18 protein-coding genes are annotated in these 17,896 nt (G+C 68.5%); 3 read left to right on the top strand and 15 right to left on the bottom strand.

What is annotated here, in order from left to right; genetic code table 11:
* Positions 1-16 precede the first annotated feature (16 nt).
* The 10 genes from ACFFGN_RS32500 to groES all read right to left on the bottom strand — a co-directional run bounded on the left by ACFFGN_RS32500 (position 17) and on the right by groES (position 10,161).
* A complete protein-coding gene (locus ACFFGN_RS32500; RefSeq protein WP_380055808.1) occupies positions 17-415 on the bottom strand; it encodes a hypothetical protein in 399 nt (132 codons plus the stop codon).
* Positions 416-482: 67 nt separating this feature from the next.
* Positions 483-1,220, bottom strand: coding sequence for a hypothetical protein (locus ACFFGN_RS32495; protein WP_380055805.1), 738 nt, complete (start codon positions 1,218-1,220; stop codon positions 483-485).
* A 4-nt stretch (positions 1,221-1,224) separates the two neighbouring features.
* Positions 1,225-2,331, bottom strand: a complete 1,107-nt coding sequence (locus tag ACFFGN_RS32490) for a GuaB3 family IMP dehydrogenase-related protein (RefSeq protein ID WP_380055803.1) — start codon at positions 2,329-2,331, stop codon at positions 1,225-1,227.
* Positions 2,332-2,368: 37 nt separating this feature from the next.
* Positions 2,369-2,809: a DUF4276 family protein gene (locus ACFFGN_RS32485; RefSeq protein WP_512700339.1), complete on the bottom strand. Its 441-nt coding sequence runs from the start codon at positions 2,807-2,809 to the stop codon at positions 2,369-2,371.
* A 223-nt stretch (positions 2,810-3,032) separates the two neighbouring features.
* Positions 3,033-4,148 carry an AAA family ATPase gene (locus ACFFGN_RS32480; protein ID WP_380056130.1) on the bottom strand — a complete coding sequence of 372 codons (1,116 nt, stop codon included), beginning with the start codon at positions 4,146-4,148 and terminating at the stop codon, positions 3,033-3,035.
* Positions 4,149-4,258: 110 nt separating this feature from the next.
* The gene (gene guaB, locus ACFFGN_RS32475; protein WP_380055800.1) at positions 4,259-5,773 is read right to left on the bottom strand and encodes an IMP dehydrogenase; all 1,515 of its coding nucleotides are present in this window, start codon (positions 5,771-5,773) and stop codon (positions 4,259-4,261) included.
* A 129-nt stretch (positions 5,774-5,902) separates the two neighbouring features.
* Entirely contained in the window at positions 5,903-7,348 is a 1,446-nt protein-coding gene (locus ACFFGN_RS32470) for a hypothetical protein (protein WP_380055798.1), read from the bottom strand.
* Entirely contained in the window at positions 7,341-7,967 is a 627-nt protein-coding gene (shbA, locus tag ACFFGN_RS32465; protein WP_380055795.1) for an RNA polymerase sigma factor ShbA, read from the bottom strand. Before shbA ends, ACFFGN_RS32470 begins: the two co-directional genes overlap by 8 nt.
* Positions 7,968-8,132: 165 nt before the next feature.
* A complete protein-coding gene (groL, locus tag ACFFGN_RS32460) occupies positions 8,133-9,752 on the bottom strand; it encodes a chaperonin GroEL (protein WP_380055792.1) in 1,620 nt (539 codons plus the stop codon).
* Between the two features lie 112 nt (positions 9,753-9,864).
* On the bottom strand, positions 9,865-10,161 hold the full coding sequence (gene groES / locus ACFFGN_RS32455) for a co-chaperone GroES (RefSeq protein WP_328990976.1): 297 nt from the start codon (positions 10,159-10,161) through the stop codon (positions 9,865-9,867).
* Between the two features lie 262 nt (positions 10,162-10,423).
* Here groES and ACFFGN_RS32450 point away from each other — a divergent pair, with 262 nt between their 5' ends.
* The 3 genes from ACFFGN_RS32450 to ACFFGN_RS32440 all read left to right on the top strand — a co-directional run bounded on the left by ACFFGN_RS32450 (position 10,424) and on the right by ACFFGN_RS32440 (position 12,715).
* Positions 10,424-10,918, top strand: a complete 495-nt coding sequence (locus ACFFGN_RS32450) for a peptidoglycan-binding domain-containing protein (RefSeq protein WP_380055789.1) — start codon at positions 10,424-10,426, stop codon at positions 10,916-10,918.
* Between the two features lie 82 nt (positions 10,919-11,000).
* Positions 11,001-11,462 carry a peptidoglycan-binding domain-containing protein gene (locus tag ACFFGN_RS32445; RefSeq protein WP_380055786.1) on the top strand — a complete coding sequence of 154 codons (462 nt, stop codon included), beginning with the start codon at positions 11,001-11,003 and terminating at the stop codon, positions 11,460-11,462.
* A gap of 80 nt (positions 11,463-11,542) precedes the next feature.
* A complete protein-coding gene (locus ACFFGN_RS32440; RefSeq protein ID WP_380055783.1) occupies positions 11,543-12,715 on the top strand; it encodes a class I SAM-dependent methyltransferase in 1,173 nt (390 codons plus the stop codon).
* Between the two features lie 1,613 nt (positions 12,716-14,328).
* On the opposite strand, the gene ACFFGN_RS32435 is transcribed toward ACFFGN_RS32440, so the two are convergent.
* The 5 genes from ACFFGN_RS32435 to tsaB all read right to left on the bottom strand — a co-directional run bounded on the left by ACFFGN_RS32435 (position 14,329) and on the right by tsaB (position 17,892).
* Positions 14,329-15,099 carry an alpha/beta hydrolase family protein gene (locus ACFFGN_RS32435; protein WP_380055780.1) on the bottom strand — a complete coding sequence of 257 codons (771 nt, stop codon included), beginning with the start codon at positions 15,097-15,099 and terminating at the stop codon, positions 14,329-14,331.
* Between the two features lie 70 nt (positions 15,100-15,169).
* Entirely contained in the window at positions 15,170-15,649 is a 480-nt protein-coding gene (locus tag ACFFGN_RS32430) for a GNAT family N-acetyltransferase (protein WP_380055777.1), read from the bottom strand.
* Positions 15,646-16,701, bottom strand: coding sequence for a tRNA (adenosine(37)-N6)-threonylcarbamoyltransferase complex transferase subunit TsaD (tsaD, locus tag ACFFGN_RS32425; RefSeq protein ID WP_380055774.1), 1,056 nt, complete (start codon positions 16,699-16,701; stop codon positions 15,646-15,648). Before tsaD ends, ACFFGN_RS32430 begins: the two co-directional genes overlap by 4 nt.
* Positions 16,698-17,105, bottom strand: coding sequence for a GNAT family N-acetyltransferase (locus ACFFGN_RS32420; protein WP_380055771.1), 408 nt, complete (start codon positions 17,103-17,105; stop codon positions 16,698-16,700). Before ACFFGN_RS32420 ends, tsaD begins: the two co-directional genes overlap by 4 nt.
* 124 nt (positions 17,106-17,229) lie before the next feature.
* A complete protein-coding gene (gene tsaB, locus ACFFGN_RS32415) occupies positions 17,230-17,892 on the bottom strand; it encodes a tRNA (adenosine(37)-N6)-threonylcarbamoyltransferase complex dimerization subunit type 1 TsaB (protein WP_380055768.1) in 663 nt (220 codons plus the stop codon).
* Between the last annotated feature and the right edge of the window lie 4 nt (positions 17,893-17,896).

The raw sequence follows: 17,896 nt of genomic DNA, 5'->3' as shown, positions 1-17,896 counted from the left end.
TGTGTACACTTGGGGACTAGCGAGTGTGCAGGGCTCCTACGAAGAGGCCTGCTTCGGCGTCGGTCATGCCGGTTTCGGCGACGACGAGGGCGGTGGCCTGGTGCAGGTCGCCGTTGGCCTTCAGGGCGCGGACGCGGTCGGCGAGGGTAGGGCCTTGACCTGCGGCCCTATCCACCGGGCGGGTTGCGGGGAGGGTTGCGGGGAGGACGAAGGTGCCGTAGCGGATCTCGTCGACGACGGCCTTGGCGTCGGCCAGGTCGAGGCCGGTGCGGTCGCGGATGATCTTGACCGCCATCAGGTTCTTGCTGGTGGTGAGCAGGAATCGCACCTGCTCGACGTCCGCGCTGCTGATCTTGGCCCGGCCGGCGGCGATCGCGGCGAGGTCTTTTTCCTTACGCTTCCCGAAAAGTCCCATACCGCCGAGTCTGCCAGCGTCTGCCTGGTTTCCTGCCGCGAGTGGCCAGGTCCGAACCGCTTTCGGGTCAGATGTGGAGGGCGGTGCGGATGATTGGCCAGGCGAGTTCGCCGAGGGCACGGTCGGCCTCCGGGGTACCGCCTCGGTCGAGGTTGGCGCCGAGGCCGGAAGGCTTTTCGCCCGGCAGGATGACCCGGTGGCCCGCGTCCTCGCCGATCACGGTTCGCGTACTGGGACGCCGTACGCCGAGGTGGCGGGCGAAGTCGGCCGCAGGCCAGACGTGGTCGTCGCCGCCCGCGATCAGGATCAGCTCGCCCGCGAACCGCTCGGCCGGGATCTCCGCCGCTTCAGAATCAACGCAGGCCCGCAGGGATTCGACGTACACCTCGGTGAAGCTCGGGTACGACGGATCGGCGGGCGTCCAGCCGTCGACGTACGAGACGAACGGCAGCGGCCGGCTCTGCCAGGTCCAGGACGAACGGCGGCCGGCATCACCCGGGCCGACGCCCGCCCAGACGTGCGAGGTGGGCGCGGCCGCGATCACCACGTCGATGCGCGGGTCGATCGTGCCGAGCAGGAGCGCGGCCTCGGCGCCTTTGGACGTACCCATCACGGCGACCCGGTCGACCCGGCTCGCGAGGGCATCGAGGTGGACGCCGAACGACTCCAGCGCGATCTCCCGCACGCCCTCCGGACCGAACCAGGTCGGAGCGATCACGTCCACACCGAGCGCCTCGAAAACGGCGGCTCGATCCAGATGTGGCACCCCGCTGGATCCGTGCAGAAGCAGCAGGCCGGTGGTCATCGGCTCAGCCGACAACAACCTCGACGCGCTGGAACTCCTTCAGCTCGGTGTAACCGGTCGTCGCCATCGCACGCTTGAGGGCGCCGACCAGGTTCATCGTGCCGTCGGGAACCCAGGAGGGGCCGAACAGGATCTGCTCCATCGTGCCGGTGACACCCACCTCGACCCGCTCGCCGCGCGGCAGATCCGCGTGCCAGGCTTCGGCACCCCAGTGGAACCCGCCACCCGGCGCGTCCGAGGCACGAGCCAGCGGCGAACCGACCATGACCGCGTCCGCGCCGCAGGCGATGGCCTTGGCCACGTCACCGGAACGACCGACCGACCCATCGGCGATGACGTGCACGTAGCGACCACCGGACTCGTCCATGTAGTCGCGCCGAGCCGCAGCCACGTCCGCGACGGCCGAGGCCATCGGCACCGCGACACCCAGCACCGAACGGGTGGTGTGCGCCGCGCCGCCGCCGAAGCCGACGAGCACGCCCGCGGCACCGGTCCGCATCAGGTGCAGAGCGGCCTGGTGCGTGGCGCAACCACCAACGATCACCGGAACGTCCAGGTCGTAGATGAACTGCTTGAGGTTCAGCGGCTCGGCCTGACCGGAGACGTGCTCGGCCGAGACCGTCGTACCGCGAATGACGAACAGGTCGACGCCCGAATCCACCACGTGCTTGGCGAACTGCTTGGTGCGCTGCGGCGAGAGCGCGCCGGCCACGGTGACACCGGCCTCGCGGATCTCCTGCACGCGCTGGGCGATCAGCTCGGGCTTGATCGGCGCCGAGTAGATCTCCTGCAAGCGGATCGTCGCCGCCTGCTTGTCCAGCGTGACGATCTCCTCCAGCAGCGAGGTGGGGTCGTCGTACCGGGTCCAGAGGCCTTCCAGGTTCAGCACCCCGAGCCCGCCGGCCTTGCCGATCGCGATCGCGGTCGACGGCGACATCACCGAGTCCATCGGCGCGGCCAGGATCGGCAGCTCGAACCGGTAGGCGTCGATCTGCCAGGCGACCGAGACCTCCTCGGGATCACGCGTACGCCGCGATGGCACGATCGCGATGTGGTCGAACGCGTACGCCTGCCGGCCCCGCTTGGCGCGGCCGATCTCGATCTCGGTCATGGCCCCACCTTACCGATGCGCCTACTGATCACCGCCATCAGGCGAGCAGGCGGTCGATCCAGGCACTCAGCCCCGGGCACCGATTCATCACCGCGGCCAGACCCGCCTCCCGGATGACCTCGATGCCGTCCGTCGTCTTGCCGTAGTCGGGCCAGCAGCGTTCAACGCGTTTGGACGGCGCAGTCGACGGCGAGCCATTCAGAAGCTCAACGTCGTCGCCGACCTGGCTCGCCTCACGTTGCAGACTCTGCGCGATCGCGGCGTCACCCAGCACGCTGGTCGCACCGACGGCCGCTGCGAAGACCCAGGTCTCGAACTCGCGCAACACCACGTGCGGAACGAACTTCGGATGGGCGATCCGGTCGACCATCGCCTGGTTACGCTTCTCAGCACAGCTCCGCGGCTGATGGCTGCCCTCACAACAGCGCGCGCCTGGGCCATCCAGCGGATAGGCGTAGAAGTCCACCAGAATCGACACCCAGCGGAAGTGGCTGCCGCGAGCAGGTGATGGAGGTCTGATTCGTAGTGCTTCCAGGCCGACCCGCCGCCCTTGAACGCGGTGCCGTCAGCTGCCCGGGAGGTTTTGACGATGACCGGCTGGATATAGACGTTGGCCGCCATCAAATGCGGAGCCAGGATCTCGGCAACAAAGGCAGCTTCGGTCTGGCCTTCGACGAGTACGGCGACCTGGTGCAGCTCGGTCACCCGCTCACCGCGCTCGGGCTGTCGTCGGGACGGGGCCGGCCACCCAACAGGTTCTTCTCCCAGAGTTCCCCCACCGAGTAATCCGCCAGCCATTGGGTCAGCGCACCCGGATCCGGACGGTGGATGCTGGTTCCGTTCGTGGTGCGCTCAACGATGGCGACTTCCTCGACGCTGAACTGTTCGAGCAACGTGACCGACTGTGTGGCGGCGACGACGCGACGGTCCTTGGCGGCCCGGCGGAGCAGCGAAGCCAGCTGGTGGATAGCGAACGGGTGCAGACCCAGTTCCGGCTCGTCCAGAACGATCGTGCCAGGTCCCGAATCCTGCAGCAGCAAGACGGTCAGACAGATGAAACGCAGGGTCCCGTCGCTGAGGTTCTCAGCCGAAAAGACGCCGTCGAGTCCTCGCTCGCGCCAGCGCAGCCGGAGCCACGACTGTTCCGGCTCCAGCACGAAGTCGTCGAAGTACGGCGCGACGGTCCGGATCGTACGGACGATGCGCTGGTACCGCCCGGGGTCCGCACTGCGTAGCCGGAGCAGAACCGCTGCGATGTTGCCCGCGTCCGGCGCCAGCGTGAGGTTGTTCGCTGGATCCACTCGTCGCTTCGGCGGAGCGTCAGGGCTGGTGTCGTCGAAGTGGAAAACCCGGCAGCCCGAGACAAGTCTGAGCACATGCGAGGCCGTCGCGTCCGTAGCCGCGACCTCGCGGAGCTTGCTCTCGCGTGCGGCGACGAGCTGCGTCGTATGGGGTCTATCGGGATACCTCGAGCGATCGTGGAACACAGTGGTCTCGCGAACCAGCGCGGTGTCGTCCGAAACGCCCTCGAGCCGAACCCAGTAGCCGTTCGAGACCTCACCCTGCCATTCGCCGAGCACCTCGATCTCGATCGCGTCCGAAGCCGTCGCCGGATCGGAGGGACGATGCCGAAGCCCGGAGAAGCCGCCATTGCGGAGCAGATGATCGTTGAGCTGCTGGTCGACGATCCGCCCGAGCATCTCGAACGCGTCGACGACGTTGCTCTTGCCCGCGCCGTTCGGCCCGACCAGCAAGGTGACCGCGCTCGACAGGTCGATCTCGACCGAGGCCAGTGAGGTCAGGCCACGTACCCTCAGCTGCCGCAGCGGTGGCTCGTTCCCATTGGCGTGAACACCCCTTCGTCACGGCGAATGTAACAACGCGCCGCTTCGAAGTCAGGGAACCTCGAAGCGGCGGCGCCGTGTTGTCAGCGGCCGGAGTAGTTCGGGGCTTCGACCGTCATCTGGATGTCGTGGGGGTGGGATTCCTGCAGGCCGGCCGAGGTGATCCGGACGAAACGGCCCTTGTCCTGCAGCTCGGGCACGGTCCGCGAACCGCAGTAGAACATCGACTGGCGCAGACCGCCGATCAGCTGGTGCGCGACGGCGGCGAGCGGGCCGCGGTACGGCACCTGGCCCTCGACACCCTCGGCGATCAGCTTCTCGTCGCTGCCGACATCGCCCTGGAAGTACCGGTCCTTGGAGTAGGACTTGCGCAGGCCGCCGGCCGACTGCATCGCGCCGAGCGAGCCCATGCCGCGGTAGGCCTTGAACTGCTTGCCGTTGATGAAGACCAGGTCGCCCGGGGACTCCTCACAGCCGGCCAGCAACGAGCCAAGCATGACGGTGTCCGCGCCGGCCACGAGGGCCTTCGCGATATCACCCGAGTACTGCAGGCCGCCGTCGCCGATGACCGGCACCCCCGCGGGCTTGCAGGCCAGGGAGGCCTCGTAGATGGCCGTCACCTGCGGCACGCCGACGCCGGACACCACGCGCGTCGTACAGATCGAGCCCGGTCCGACGCCGACCTTGACGCCGTCCGCGCCGGCGTCGACCAGGGCCTGGGCGCCGGCGCGAGTACCGATGTTGCCGCCGATGATGTCGACGCCACGGGTGGCCGGGTCGGCCTTGAGCTTGCGGATCATCTCGAGCTGCGCCTGGGAATGACCGTGGGCGGTGTCCACCACCAGCACGTCGGCGCCGGCCTCGATCAGCGACATGGCCCGCTTCCAGGCCTCACCGTAGAAGCCGATGGCCGCGCCGACCACGAGCCGCCCGGTGGCGTCCTTGGTGGCGAGCGGGAACTGGTCGCGCTTGACGAAGTCCTTCAGCGTGATCAGGCCGGTGAGCTTGCCCGACTCGTCGACGAGCGGCAGCTTCTCCACCTTGTGCCGGCTGAGCAGCGCCATCGCGTCATCCGCGGAGATGCCCTGCTTGCCGGTGATCAGCGGCTGCTTGGTCATCACCTCGCGGACCGGCCGGGAGAAGTCGGTCTCGAACCGCATGTCACGGTTGGTGACGATGCCGACCAGCACACCGGCGGCGTCCACAACCGGCACACCGGAGATCCGGTACTGCCCGCAGAGCGCGTCGGCCTCGCCGATGGTGGCGTCCGGGCCGATGGTGATCGGCTGCGCGATCATGCCGGACTCGGACCGCTTGACCAGGTCGACCTGCTGGGCCTGGTCCTCGATCGAGAGGTTGCGGTGCAGCACACCGAGACCACCCTGGCGGGCCATCGCGATGGCCATCCGGGCCTCGGTCACCGTGTCCATCGCGCTCGACAGCAGCGGGATGTTGACCTCGATGTTGCGGCTGACCTTGGTCGCGGTGCTGACCTCGGACGGGATGACGTCGGATTCGACGGGCTGCAGCAGCACGTCGTCGAAAGTGAGACCGAGGACGGCGAACTTGTCGGGAACTCCGGCTGGCGTGATGTCCATGAGGCTTGTGCGCACCTTTACACAGCGAGAACGGGACACCATCCTAGCCGCGCTCGCCGACGGTCCTGACAGCGCTGCCACGAGACCGGTCTCCCGGCGCTCGTGGCAGCGCGTGACATCGCGGGTTGGTCAGCGGGTGACCATCACACCGTTCAGCATGGCCAGGAACTGGCGAAGCACCGCGGGAGTGAATCCACCGGTCTTGGCCTCGGCCGACCGGTGGGCCGCGCCGGCGCCACCCTTGCCGTGTCCCTTGCCGCCGCCGTTGGCGTTGTGGTGACCGTTGTTGCCGATGATCGGCAGGCCGTCGACCAGACCGGTGAGCTCGCCACCGAGATCCGTGCCGCTGCCGTCCTGGCCGGCCGGGTCCTTGTCGCCACCCTGCTCGCCAGAACCCTTGTCACCGGTGTTGTCGTCCCCGGAACCGTTGTCACCGTTGCCGGAACCGTTGTCGCCGCCGGTTTCACCGTTGCCGGTGTCACCGTCGCCCGTCTGGCCGCCGGTCTCACCGTTGCCGGTTTGGCCGCCGGTCTCGCCGTTCCCGGTCTGGCCGTTGTTGCCCTCGCCGACCTGGCCGTTCGGCTGGTCGGTGGGCTTTCCGGTCGGCTTGTTCTGCGTGGGCGCCGTACTCGGCACGCTCGTGCCCGGCTGGCCGGTTTCGCCGTTGTCGCCCGTCTGAATGGGCGGCACCGACGTCTGCGGCGTGGGACTCGTCTCCGTGGTCGGCGGCGGCGTCGGCGACGTTTCGGTCGTCGGCGGCGGCGTCGGAGTGGGCGTCGGCGTCGTCTCGGTGACCGGCGGCGTCGTCTCGGTCACCGGCGGCGGTACGGCGGTCGGCTTCGCGCTCGGCTTGGCGCTCGGCTTGACCGTCTGCTCCGGCTTCGGGACCACCGGCTCGGTCTTGTCGACCAGCGGCGGTTTGACGGTGTTGTCCCCCGTCGTCTTGTCACCGGTGGTCTTGTCGTTGATGTCCTCTTCGCCCAGCAGCGGCGGGATCCGGTTCGACACCTTCGACGGCGTCAGGACGTCGATGGCCGACTCCTCGTGGCCGTCTTCGTTCGTCCGCTCCCGCTCGCGACGCTGTTCCTCGGCGCGCTTGGCCTTGTAGTCCTTGGCGACCTTGTTGATCCGCACCTTGTTGGTGACCGGCAGACCCTCGAGGTCCTCGGCCGGGAAGCTGATCTCGGGCAGGAAGCCCTGCACCACCTTCTCGATCACCTTCTCGTACGGCGACAGCGGATCGCCGGTGACCGCGGCGGCGACACCCGACACCGACAGGGCGGCAACGGCGGCCACGCCCAGTGCCAGCGTGCGGGTGGCGATCTTGCGGGCGAGCGGATCGGAAACCGGGTTCAGCGCGGCACAGCGCGCCAGGAACGTCTCGGCGTCCTCGATGTGCTCGACCGGAAGTTCGTCCTCCACCTCCACGGCAAGTCTCAGATCGGCCAGCAGCAACACGGCTGGATCGCTGCCGCCCGCTTCCAGCGCCTCGAAGGCGGCACCGCCCCCGGCTGCCAGCAAGTCGAGCAGTGCGTCGTCGGCCGCTATCGCGTCCAGGTCAAAGCTCTCAGCCATGTCGCACCTCCCCAGCTGCTCGTTGGCCTTGTTTCCCCTCATGTCCCACAAACCCCCTGAGCGTGTTCAACGCTCGATGTTGTGCGACCCTCACCGCCCCCGGTGTCATCCCCAGTGCCCGGCCGGTCTCTTCGGCTGACATCCCCGCGACAACCCGGAGCAGCAGGATCTCCCGCAACTTGTCCGGCAGACGGTCCATCAAAGCGACCGCGTGCTGAACCTCCGAGTGCCGTACTGCGTGTTCCTCCGGCGTCGGCGACTCGTCCGCCCCGTCCGGTACATCGGACGTGGACAGATCGGCCACCGCGAACGCGCGCTGCGCGTCGGCGACCTTGCGGGCCGCGATGCCGTACACAAACGCCTCGAACGGCCGGCCTTCGTCGCGGTACCGGTTCAGCGCGCCGAAAACGGCGACGCAGACCTCCTGGGCGACATCGTCGACCATGTCGGCACCACCCGGGTAGGTCCACAACCGGGAGCGCACGTAGCGATGGGCCACCGCGCGGACGCGAGTGAGCAGATCGTTCAATGCGGTTCCGTCGCCCGCGCTGGCCAGCGCGGCGAGGTCGCGAAGCTCCACCCGGTCCTGCAATTGCGGCGTGGTGTGAACGTCGGTCACATCGCCCCCTCGTATCAGACCGGCCCAGCTCGAAGAATGGTACGGCGGCCGATCCCGATTGACCAGTGGCAATCGGTGATCGGCCGCCGCAAGTTTTCACTGCGCGTGACCGCGCCCGAAGGTACTGCTGAGTGGCCCTTTAACCGGTCAGGAACCGGTCAAAGGTCAGTGACCGTGGCCGTGCCCGTGACCGGCGCCCGCGGGCTCCTCTTCCTCGGGCTTGTCCACGACCAGCGTCTCGGTCGTCAGCAGCAGCGCCGCGATCGAGCCCGCGTTGGCGAGCGCGGACCGGGTCACCTTGACCGGGTCCAGCACGCCGGAGCCGAGCAGGTCGCCGTACTCACCGGTGGCGGCGTTGAAACCGCTGCCCGGCTCGAGCTCGGCAACCTTGGCGACGACGACGTAACCCTCGTAGCCACCGTTCTCCGCGATCCAGCGCAGCGGCTCGACAACGGCCTTGGCGACGATCTTGACGCCGGAGAGCTCGTCGCCCTCCAGGCCGAGGCCGTCGGCCAGCACGCGGGAGGCGTGCACGAGAGCGGAGCCACCACCGGCGACGATGCCCTCTTCGATCGCCGCACGGGTCGCCGAGACGGCGTCCTCGATGCGGTGCTTCTTCTCCTTCAGCTCGACCTCAGTGGCCGCGCCGACCTTGATCACGCAGACGCCACCGGCCAGCTTGGCCAGGCGCTCCTGCAGCTTCTCGCGGTCCCAGTCGGAGTCCGTGCGCTCGATCTCGGCCTTGATCTGGTTCACCCGGGCCTCGACGGCCTCCGACGAGCCGGCTCCCTCGACGACCGTGGTGTTGTCCTTGCTCACCACGATGCGACGGGCGGTACCGAGCACGTCCAGGTCGACCTGGTCCAGCTTGAGCCCGACCTCGGGCGCGATCACCTGGGCACCGGTGAGGGCGGCCAGGTCCTCCAGCATCGCCTTGCGGCGGTCACCGAAGCCCGGCGCCTTGACGGCGACGGAGGTGAAGTTGCCGCGGATCTTGTTCACGACCAGGGTCGACAGGGCTTCGCCCTCGACGTCCTCGGCGATGATCAGCAGCGTCTTGCCGGACTGCACGACCTTCTCCAGCAGCGGCAGCAGGTCCGCGACAGCGGAGATCTTGCCCTGGTGGATCAGGATGTACGGGTTCTCCAGCACCGCTTCGCCGGCCTCGGCGTCGGTGATGAAGTAGGGCGAGATGAAGCCCTTGTCGAACTGCATACCCTCGGTGAACTCGAGCTCGGTGCCGAAGGTGTTCGACTCCTCGACGGTGATGACACCGTCCTTGCCGACCTTGTCGAAGGCGTCCGCGATCAGGCCGCCGATTTCGGCGTCCCGGGCGGAGATGGTGGCGACGTGGGCCATGTCGGCCTTGTCGTCCACGGCGCGGGCGGTCTCGACCAGCTTGGCCGAAACGGCCTCGACGGCGGCCTCGATGCCCTTCTTCAGGCCCATCGGGTTCGCACCGGCGGCGACGACCCGCAGGCCCTCGTGCACCAGCGCCTGCGCCAGCACGGTCGCCGTGGTGGTGCCGTCACCGGCGATGTCGTTGGTCTTGGTGGCGACCTCCTTGCACAGCTGCGCACCAAGGTTCTCGAACGGGTTGTCCAGCTCGACCTCACGCGCGACGGTGACACCGTCGTTGGTGATGGTCGGGGCACCCCACTTCTTGTCCAGCACGACGTAGCGGCCCTTCGGCCCCAGCGTCACCTTCACCGTGTTCGCGAGCGCGTCGACGCCGCGCTCCAGCGCGCGCCGGGCGTTCTCGTCGAACTCGAGGATCTTCGGCATAGGAAACTCTGTCCCTCTCTGAATTCTTTTTCCGGTTCGCAGTTCCTAACCGACTCCGCTCCGGGGCCGGCGTACGGCCGCCGGAGCGGTGTCAGTCAGGAACTGCGGATCGTCACTTGGAGACGATGGCGAGGATGTCGCGGGCGCCCAGGATCAGGTAGTCCTGGCCGTCGTACTTGACCTCGGTGCCGCCGTACTTGGAGTAGATGACCTTGTCGCCGACGGCGACGTCCAGGGGAACCCGGTTGCCGTTGTCGTCGATGCGACCCGGACCGATGGCGAGGACCTCGCCCTCCTGCGGCTTCTCCTTGGCGGTGTCCGGGATCACCAGGCCGGACTTCGTGGTCTGCTCGGCTTCGAGCGGCGCAACGAGGATACGGTCCTCGAGCGGCTTGATCGTGACCGACACTTGCTGACCTCCACGGTCGAGTTCTATGTGTGGCTTTTATGTCTTGGTTAGACCGTCGTCACCGCCGTCGCGGGGGTCGGAGACAGCTGGTCGCTGGCACCCTCGGGTAGAGAGTGCCAACACCGAATCTAGGCCGCGATTAGCACTCGGTCAACTCGAGTGCCAAGAAACTCGCCGCGATTCGCAACAACCAAGTGGTACCCGGGCGGCGTCTGACAACCAAAGACCCGACCACCGGGCCGTTCATCCTCGGGAGACCACCATGTTCGTCCGACTCACTTCCGCCTGCGCGACCGTCGTACTGGCCGTCACCGCGCTCGCCGCGACCGGCACCGCCGCCACGGCGGCACCCAGCCCGAAGGCCGAGGCCGCGCTCGAGCAATGCGGGCTGGCCGCCTTCAAGCACACGGCCAACAACTGGTACGGGCACATTCCCGTGCAGTGGGAGACCAACAACCAGACCAACTGCAACCTCAAGCTCGGGGATCTCCCGCAGCGCGACCCCTCCACGCCGTTCGGTGACCCGGCCGGCGCGATCAAGGCGCTGCAGCGCAACCTCAACTACTGCTACCGGGCCGGCCTGACGATCGACGGCAAGTACGGCGCGCGCACGTTCGCCGCCGTGAAGGAGGCCCAGCGGCGCCACGGCCTGACCGTCGACGGCGTTTACGGCCCGCGCACGCTCGCCGGAATGAACTGGCGCCTCTACAACTCGTACAGCAAGACCTGGAGCCAGAAGTGTTACAGCCCGTTCTGATTTCGGGCCGGGTTCCAACCTCTGGGCGCTCGCTGACGTCGTAGAGGTCGTACTGCCATCTACTTGGGGAGGAACCATCATCATGGGGATCACACGTAAGGCCGGCGCCACCGCTCTCGCGCTCGCCGCTCTCGGCACCGCGCTCACCGTGGCCACACCCGCCAACGCGGCCACGCCCACCGCGGCCACGCCGAACTGCACCAAGCTGAAGTCCACGAACCTCGGCAACGGATGGTTCCTGAACACGCCCGGCTACGACGCCCCCAAGGGCTCGTCGTCGTTCAACTGCTACCTGGAACTGGGCGACCGCAACGGCGCCGTGCTCTGGCTGCAGAAGACCATCGCCTATTGCTACGACGACGGCGACATCGTCGAGGACGGCATCTACGGGCCGCTGACGCGCGACAAGGTCAAGGCGGTCCAGAGGCACGGGGGCGCGCCGCAGACCGGTATCTACGGTCCGATCACGCGCAAGTCCATGCAGTGGCGCCTCTACAACGTGAACACCAAGCGGTACAGCGAGCTCTGCTACAAGGTTCGCTGATCCAGCCCCGGCGCCCGCGGGCGTCGAGGCTGGGTGACACCGGCGCTGGGTGGTGCCGGCAGGGCAGGCAGACTGACGGGGTGAACCCCGAGTCGATCCTGTCGCTGCAGGCGCCACCCGGCGCCGAGGTGCTTTCCGAGGCCTGCGCGCTCTTCTCGCCGGGTTCAGAGCTGGCCCTCGTCGCCAAGCTGCGCAAGCGGTACGACGCCACCCTGGTGACCGCCGCGGTAACGCAGGCGTCGCTGCGCCATCGGGCCGCCGCCAAGTTCGGGCCGGCCGACGCCGCCCGGATGTACTTCACGCCCGACGGCCTCGAACAGGCCACCCGTACGACCGTGGGCGTCCACCGCGCTCAGCGGCTCGCCTCGGCACTACCCGGCGCAAGCGTCGTCGACCTCGGCTGCGGCATCGGCGGCGACTTGATCGCGATGGCCCGCGCGGGCCTGCTCGTCACCGGAGTCGAACGCGACGAGGCCACCGCCGAAGCCGCCCGGGCCAACCTCACCACTCTCGGCCTGCCTGGCACGGTCATCACCGGCGAGGTGGAGGCGACCGACCTCACGCCGTACGACGCGGTCTTCGCCGATCCGGCCCGCCGATCCGAAGGGCGACGCCTGTTCGACCCGAACGCGTATTCGCCGCCTTGGTCGTTCGTGACGGCCCTGCTCGAAGGCACGGCCTGCGTGAAGCTCGCGCCGGGTATCCCGCACGAGGCGGTTCCCGAAGGCGTCGAGGCCGAGTGGGTGAGTGACGCGGGCGAGGTCAAGGAAGCCGCCCTCTGGTCGGGTCGACTGTCCTCGGGCGTTCCGCGCCGAGCCACCCTCTTGGGCCTGTCCAGTGGTGTCGTGACGGTGACGGAGGCTCCGGAGGCGGAGGTAGGCCCGGTCGGGCGGTACATCTACGAGCCGGACGGCGCGGTGATCCGGGCAGGCCTCGTCACCGCCGTCGCCGAAGCAGTTGGTGGCCACTTACTGGATCCGCGGATCGCCTACGTGACGGGCGATACGTACGCCCCGACGCCACTGGCTTCCACGTACGAAGTCCTGGGTGAGGTCCCGTACAAGGAGAAGGCCCTGCGCGCGTGGATCCGGGCCGAGGGAATCGGCACGCTGGAGATCAAAAAGCGCGGCATCGACGTGGATCCAGCCCAGCTCCGCCGCAAACTGACCCCCAAGGGTCCGGCCTCCGCCACCCTCATCATCACCCGCATAGGCCGAGACGCCGTCGCCTACACCTGCCACCGCCTCCCCTAGCGCCTCCCGTTGAGTCTGCCGCCGCGTGGGCCACTGGTCGCGTGGCCAGTGGCGCGCTCGACCTGGTGAGGTCAGGCGGCGCTTCGCGTGGCCAGGCGCTACGGCGCGGTCGCTCGGCACCGGGCAACTCGCGACGATCCGTTTTGTCGGTGGTGACAGGCATGCTGACCTGCAGCCGATCCCCGATGACCCAGCGAAGGGCGCGGACGTGCCGCCACTGACCTCACCCAGGTCATTTGCTCGAGCGGGCGCGCCAAGCTCAACAGCAAGCCGTCCCAGTTGACTTTCGACTCTATTCGAATGTATGTTCGAGTCATGAGCGAGTGGCCGTCCGACCAGCCGATGGGCGAGGTGCTGCGTCCGTTGCCGCGACCGGGCGGTCACTCGCCACTAATACCTCCGCCCGCCTCGGCCGGAACAGCGCAGCCGCTCGTGCGCCCGGCCGTCGAGGCGCCGGCGGACACGGTCCTGGTGGCGCCCAAGGCCGTGTCCGCCCGCGCGCTGCCCAGCCCATCCACCGCCTACGGCCCAGGCACTGCAACGCGATCGCGGTCAGGCGTTCGCGCAGTGGACTCGACGGTGGGGTTGCCGCCGAGCCCGGTGGTGGGCTGGGCCCAAGCGCCCCCAACGATGGCCCCGCGGTCCGAGTCGCCCTGGGGTGTGCGGTCTGGAGCGGCTCGGCTGGGTGTGTTTCCCCGGCTTCGGACCGCCGATCGCGGCCTTGGCAATCGCGGCCGATTATGCGCTCGCAGCCCGCGAGACCCGCATCCCTTGACCAGACTTTCGAGTGGAGCGGGTGGTCGGGCCGGCGCTGGAGTCTAGGTGCGGCTGCGACTTGCGATGGCCGAACGAGTACTGGCACAGACCCCGGGCAAGATGCCGCCTGCTCCGCCACCGGCACCGGCTCTGACAGTCCCCGGCAACATCGCAGGTTGCAGCGATACCGCTCCAGCCCGACCCGACCACCCGCATTGCCCCTCGGTGCACCCCAACCACCTCAACGCCCCCACCCTGTCGCTCACCTGGCGGCCGGCGGTCGCTGGACAGGCGGGGTGGCACGGTTCCTGAAGGTGTCATGGTGGTGTTGTCGGGCGTTCACGTGGCACTGGTTGGCTTCTTACCGAACCGGTCGGCCGCTGGCCGTTTCCTGTTGACCGAGCGGTGTAGTCCGGTCGCAGGTTTTCAGTTCGTCTGTCGCGCTCTTCCCCGCGCTACAGCACCGGCCAATCGCGTCCCAATCAGCGGCGGTAGCTAGTGTCCTGAGTCGGAAGTTCGGCCTCGGCGCCGGTCGCCCAAGGGCCATGCCCCGGCGATCCCAGCCGGCCGCCAGCGGTTAGCGGTTGTGGTGCAGCGGAGACACCTTGTGGGAGCCGAGCACCCCAAACCGTTTCCGAGCAGAGGTAATAACCCCGGCTAGGACACCGATCCCCCTGCCAGGAGACCGGTTCCCCGCCAGGACGGGACCACTGACGACTGGAGTTGTCACTTGGCCGGGGCGGAGGTTCCCATGCACGGAGGCGTTCACCGGCTCCCCAAGGCGGGCCGGTGTGGCCGGGTTGGGCGGTGGCGTGTTAGAGGTGGGCGGTGGCGTGTTAGAGGTGGGCGGTGGCGTGTTAGAGGTGGGCGGTGATGCGTTGGGATAGGCGGGCGCGGGCGGTTTGCAGGACGCCGGCGGGGGTGGCGCCGGGGCGGTTCCAGCGGGGCAGCGGCGTGGGGCCGGACAACTCGGTGGTCAGGGTGTCCGCGAGGAATGGATCGCCGGGGCCGAGGGTGTGCTGGACGAATCGGCGGACCAGCTCGGACCAGTCGGCGGCGCGGTTGAGCATGGCGTGGGATTCGCCCTCGACGCTGAGCAAGCCACCCGGGATGCCCGCGCGGCGCAGGCGATTCGCGTAGGCGGCGGTCAGGTCCGGATCGGTGATGCGGTCCTGGTCGCCGTGGGCGAACACAATCGGGGCCCCGGTGAATTCGCTGCCGGACGGGGTCCGCGCCGACTCGCTGGGCGACGTCCATACCGATGGTTCGCCGGCTGGGAGCCATGGGGCCAGGGCCAGCACGCCGTACACCTTGGGGTGATTGCCGAGGGCAACAACCGCGCGGCCGCCCATGGAGTGGCCGATGAGCAGGACGCGGGTGATGCGGTCGGGCAGGCGATCGAGCACGGTGCGCAGGTCGGCGGCGGGATGCGCGGCGGTTCCGTTCCAGCCGCGGTAGCGATAGCGCATCAGGCCTACCAGCGCGGAGGGGTCGGCCTGCCGGGCGGCCGCGGCGAACGGCCACATCCGCAGGATCGGCGGTCGCCACGCGTGCGGATCGTCCGTCGAATCGACGACACCACCGTGCGCGAAGAGGATCAGGTCCGACGCGTTCGCCGGCGCGGCCACCAGATCGATGCGGGGTCGCCCGGACGCCACGGAGGCCTCAGCGCTCACAGGGTGTGCCAGCACAGCGATTTCACTCGCCGGCCTTTCCGTAGAGCTCGGCGGGCGACCGTACGACGGCCAGGTAACGGCTGGGTACCTCCAGGTCGGAGAAGCCGTACGAGCGGTACAAGTCGTGCGCATCCGCCGTAGCCAGCATGATGCGGCGTACGGCGGCCACGTCCGGGTGGTTCAACGTGGTCGAGACGAGGAACCGCCCGAGGCCACGGCCACGTTCGGAGTCGAGTACGAAGACGTCCGCCAGCCAGGCGAAGGTGGCCCGGTCCGTGACGAGCCGGGCGAAGCCGACCTGGCGGGAATCCGGCGCGTAGAGACCGAAGCAGAGACTGTTGGCGATGGCGCGTTCGACCACCTCGCGCGGTACGCCCGGCGACCAGTACGCCGTACGCAGGAAACCGTGGATCACGTCCAGATCGAGCCGCGCGGCATCATCGTCCACCACATAAGTCCCAGCCGTGGCAGCCGGCGACTCCAAGCTGGCCAGGATCGTCACTTGTTGAGCACCTCGGTGATCGGCATCGACGAATCGGCCGGCAACCCGAGCGGCGACGGCGCCACCCCCGCGCGGACCAGTTCCGAACCGAGAGCCGCGACCATCGCACCGTTGTCAGTGCACAGACCCGGGCGCGGCACGCGGACAGCGATACCGGCCTCCGTGCACCGTTCGACCGCCATTGCGCGCAGCCGCGAATTGGCCGCGACACCGCCACCGATCAGCAGGTGCTCGTATCCCCGGTCCTTACACGCGTCGATCGCCTTGCGGGTCAGTACGTCGCACACCGCTTCCTGGAAGGCCGCCGCCACGTGATGCACGGGCACATCCTCACCGTCGCGCCGACGGGCCTCGACCCAACGAGCCACCGAGGTCTTCAAACCGGAGAAGGAGAAGTCGAACCGGTGCCGCTCGAGGTCCTTCGTGCTGGTGAGCCCACGCGGGAACCGTACGTACAGCCGGTCGCCCTCCTTTGCCGCCTTGTCGACATATGGACCACCGGGGAACGGCAGCCCGAGCACGCGCGCCACCTTGTCGAAGGCCTCCCCCGCGGCGTCGTCGATGGTGGCGCCCATCGGTTCCACCCCGACGGTGATGTCCTCGACCGCCAGCAGGGACGAATGCCCGCCGGAGACCAGCATCGCCACGCAGCCCTTGGGAATGTCGCCGTGCTCCAAGGTGTCCACCGCGACGTGCGCCGCGAGGTGATTCACGCCGTACAAGGGCTTGTCGAGCGAAAGCGCCAGGCCCTTGGCGGCGGCCACGCCGACCAGCAGCGCGCCGGCCAGACCCGGCCCGCTCGTCACGGCGATCGCGTCCAGGTCGCTCGGTTTCACCCCGGCCGTCTCACAGGCCCGGCGGATCGTCGGCACCATCGCCTCGAGGTGCGCGCGGCTCGCCACCTCGGGTACGACGCCACCGAAGCGGGCGTGTTCCTCCACACTCGACGCCACCGCGTCGGCGAGCAGGGTCTGGCCGCGCACGATGCCCACACCGGTTTCGTCACACGACGTCTCGATCCCGAGGATCAGCGGTTCCTGCGTCTTCGTCATCTTCCAGCCTTCGGTTCCAGAGAAAGGATCAACGCGTCCTGCGGCCCGGGGTAATACCCGCGCCGCCGGCTGATCTCGACAAAGCCCTGCACCGCGTACAGGCGCCGGGCGTGATCATTGCCTTCAGCAACTTCCAGCAGTACGGTCCGGCCCGGTACGGCGGCCAGCGCGGCGGTGGTCAACTGCGCCCCGATGCCGGTACGGCGCTCCGCCGGCGCGACCGCGATCCGGGTCAAATCGACCGGGTCCTCGGCAACCGGCGGCACCAGCAGTACGACGTACCCGACGACGGCGCCTTCGTCGGCCACCAGCACCAGCCGATCCACGCCGACCCGGTCGAACTCGTCCACCCAGGACGCCCGGCTCCAGGCCGCCGTACCGAAGCACTCGGAGTCCAACGCCACCACGGCATCCAAGTCGTCCCACACCGCCGGACGGACAGCCGGCCGCATCAGAGCAGCACCCGCAAACGCCAACCGCGCGACGCACTAGCGCTCATTCGACGGAAGGCCAAGGGAGACACCGGCGTCACAGCACGCTCTTTGGGCCGCTCGACATGGTGACGTCGGGGCGGCGCAGGTACAGCGGGTCGGCGGCTCCAACCGGCAGAGTGCCGTCGACCACCCCACGAGCCAGCATCTCCGCAGACGGGAATTCGGCGGCATCCAGCAAAGCCCCCACCTGCAAGGACTCGGAGTACAACGTGACGCCTCGGCCGATTACAGGCAGCCCGGCCAGTACATGCGCGACGTTGCCCGGCTTATCCACGGCAGGCCCCTCGAGCCGCCTGCGACTGCCGTCAGCCGCAGGAGCGTCGTACAGGGCCCAGTAGATCTCCTTGCGCCTAGCGTCCGTCGCTACCGCCACCGGCCCGTCAACCGTCGAACCCCGGGCAATGATGTCGAGACTGCACACGCCGACCAGTTCGATGCCAAGCACGTCTGCCATCGTCCGAGCCGTCACAAGTCCCACTCGCAGGCCGGTGAACGGCCCGGGACCCGTACCGACTGCAATGCGGGTCAAATCCCGCGGCCCGCATCGGGCCTTTGCCAGGGCGTCGGCGATCGCAGGCGCGAGCAGCTCCCCGTGCCGCAAGGCGTCGACCGAAGACGACGAGGCCAGCAATTCGCCGGAGGGCGAGGCGAGGGCGACCGTGACGGCCGCGCTGGAGGTGTCAAAAGCTAGCAACATAAGG

It is taken from the genome of Kribbella deserti, from assembly GCF_042434725.1.
Taxonomy (GTDB): Bacteria; Actinomycetota; Actinomycetes; order Propionibacteriales; family Kribbellaceae; genus Kribbella; species Kribbella deserti.
Note: the sequence above shows the minus strand (reverse complement) of the source record. Positions and strands in the feature narration are given on the sequence as shown.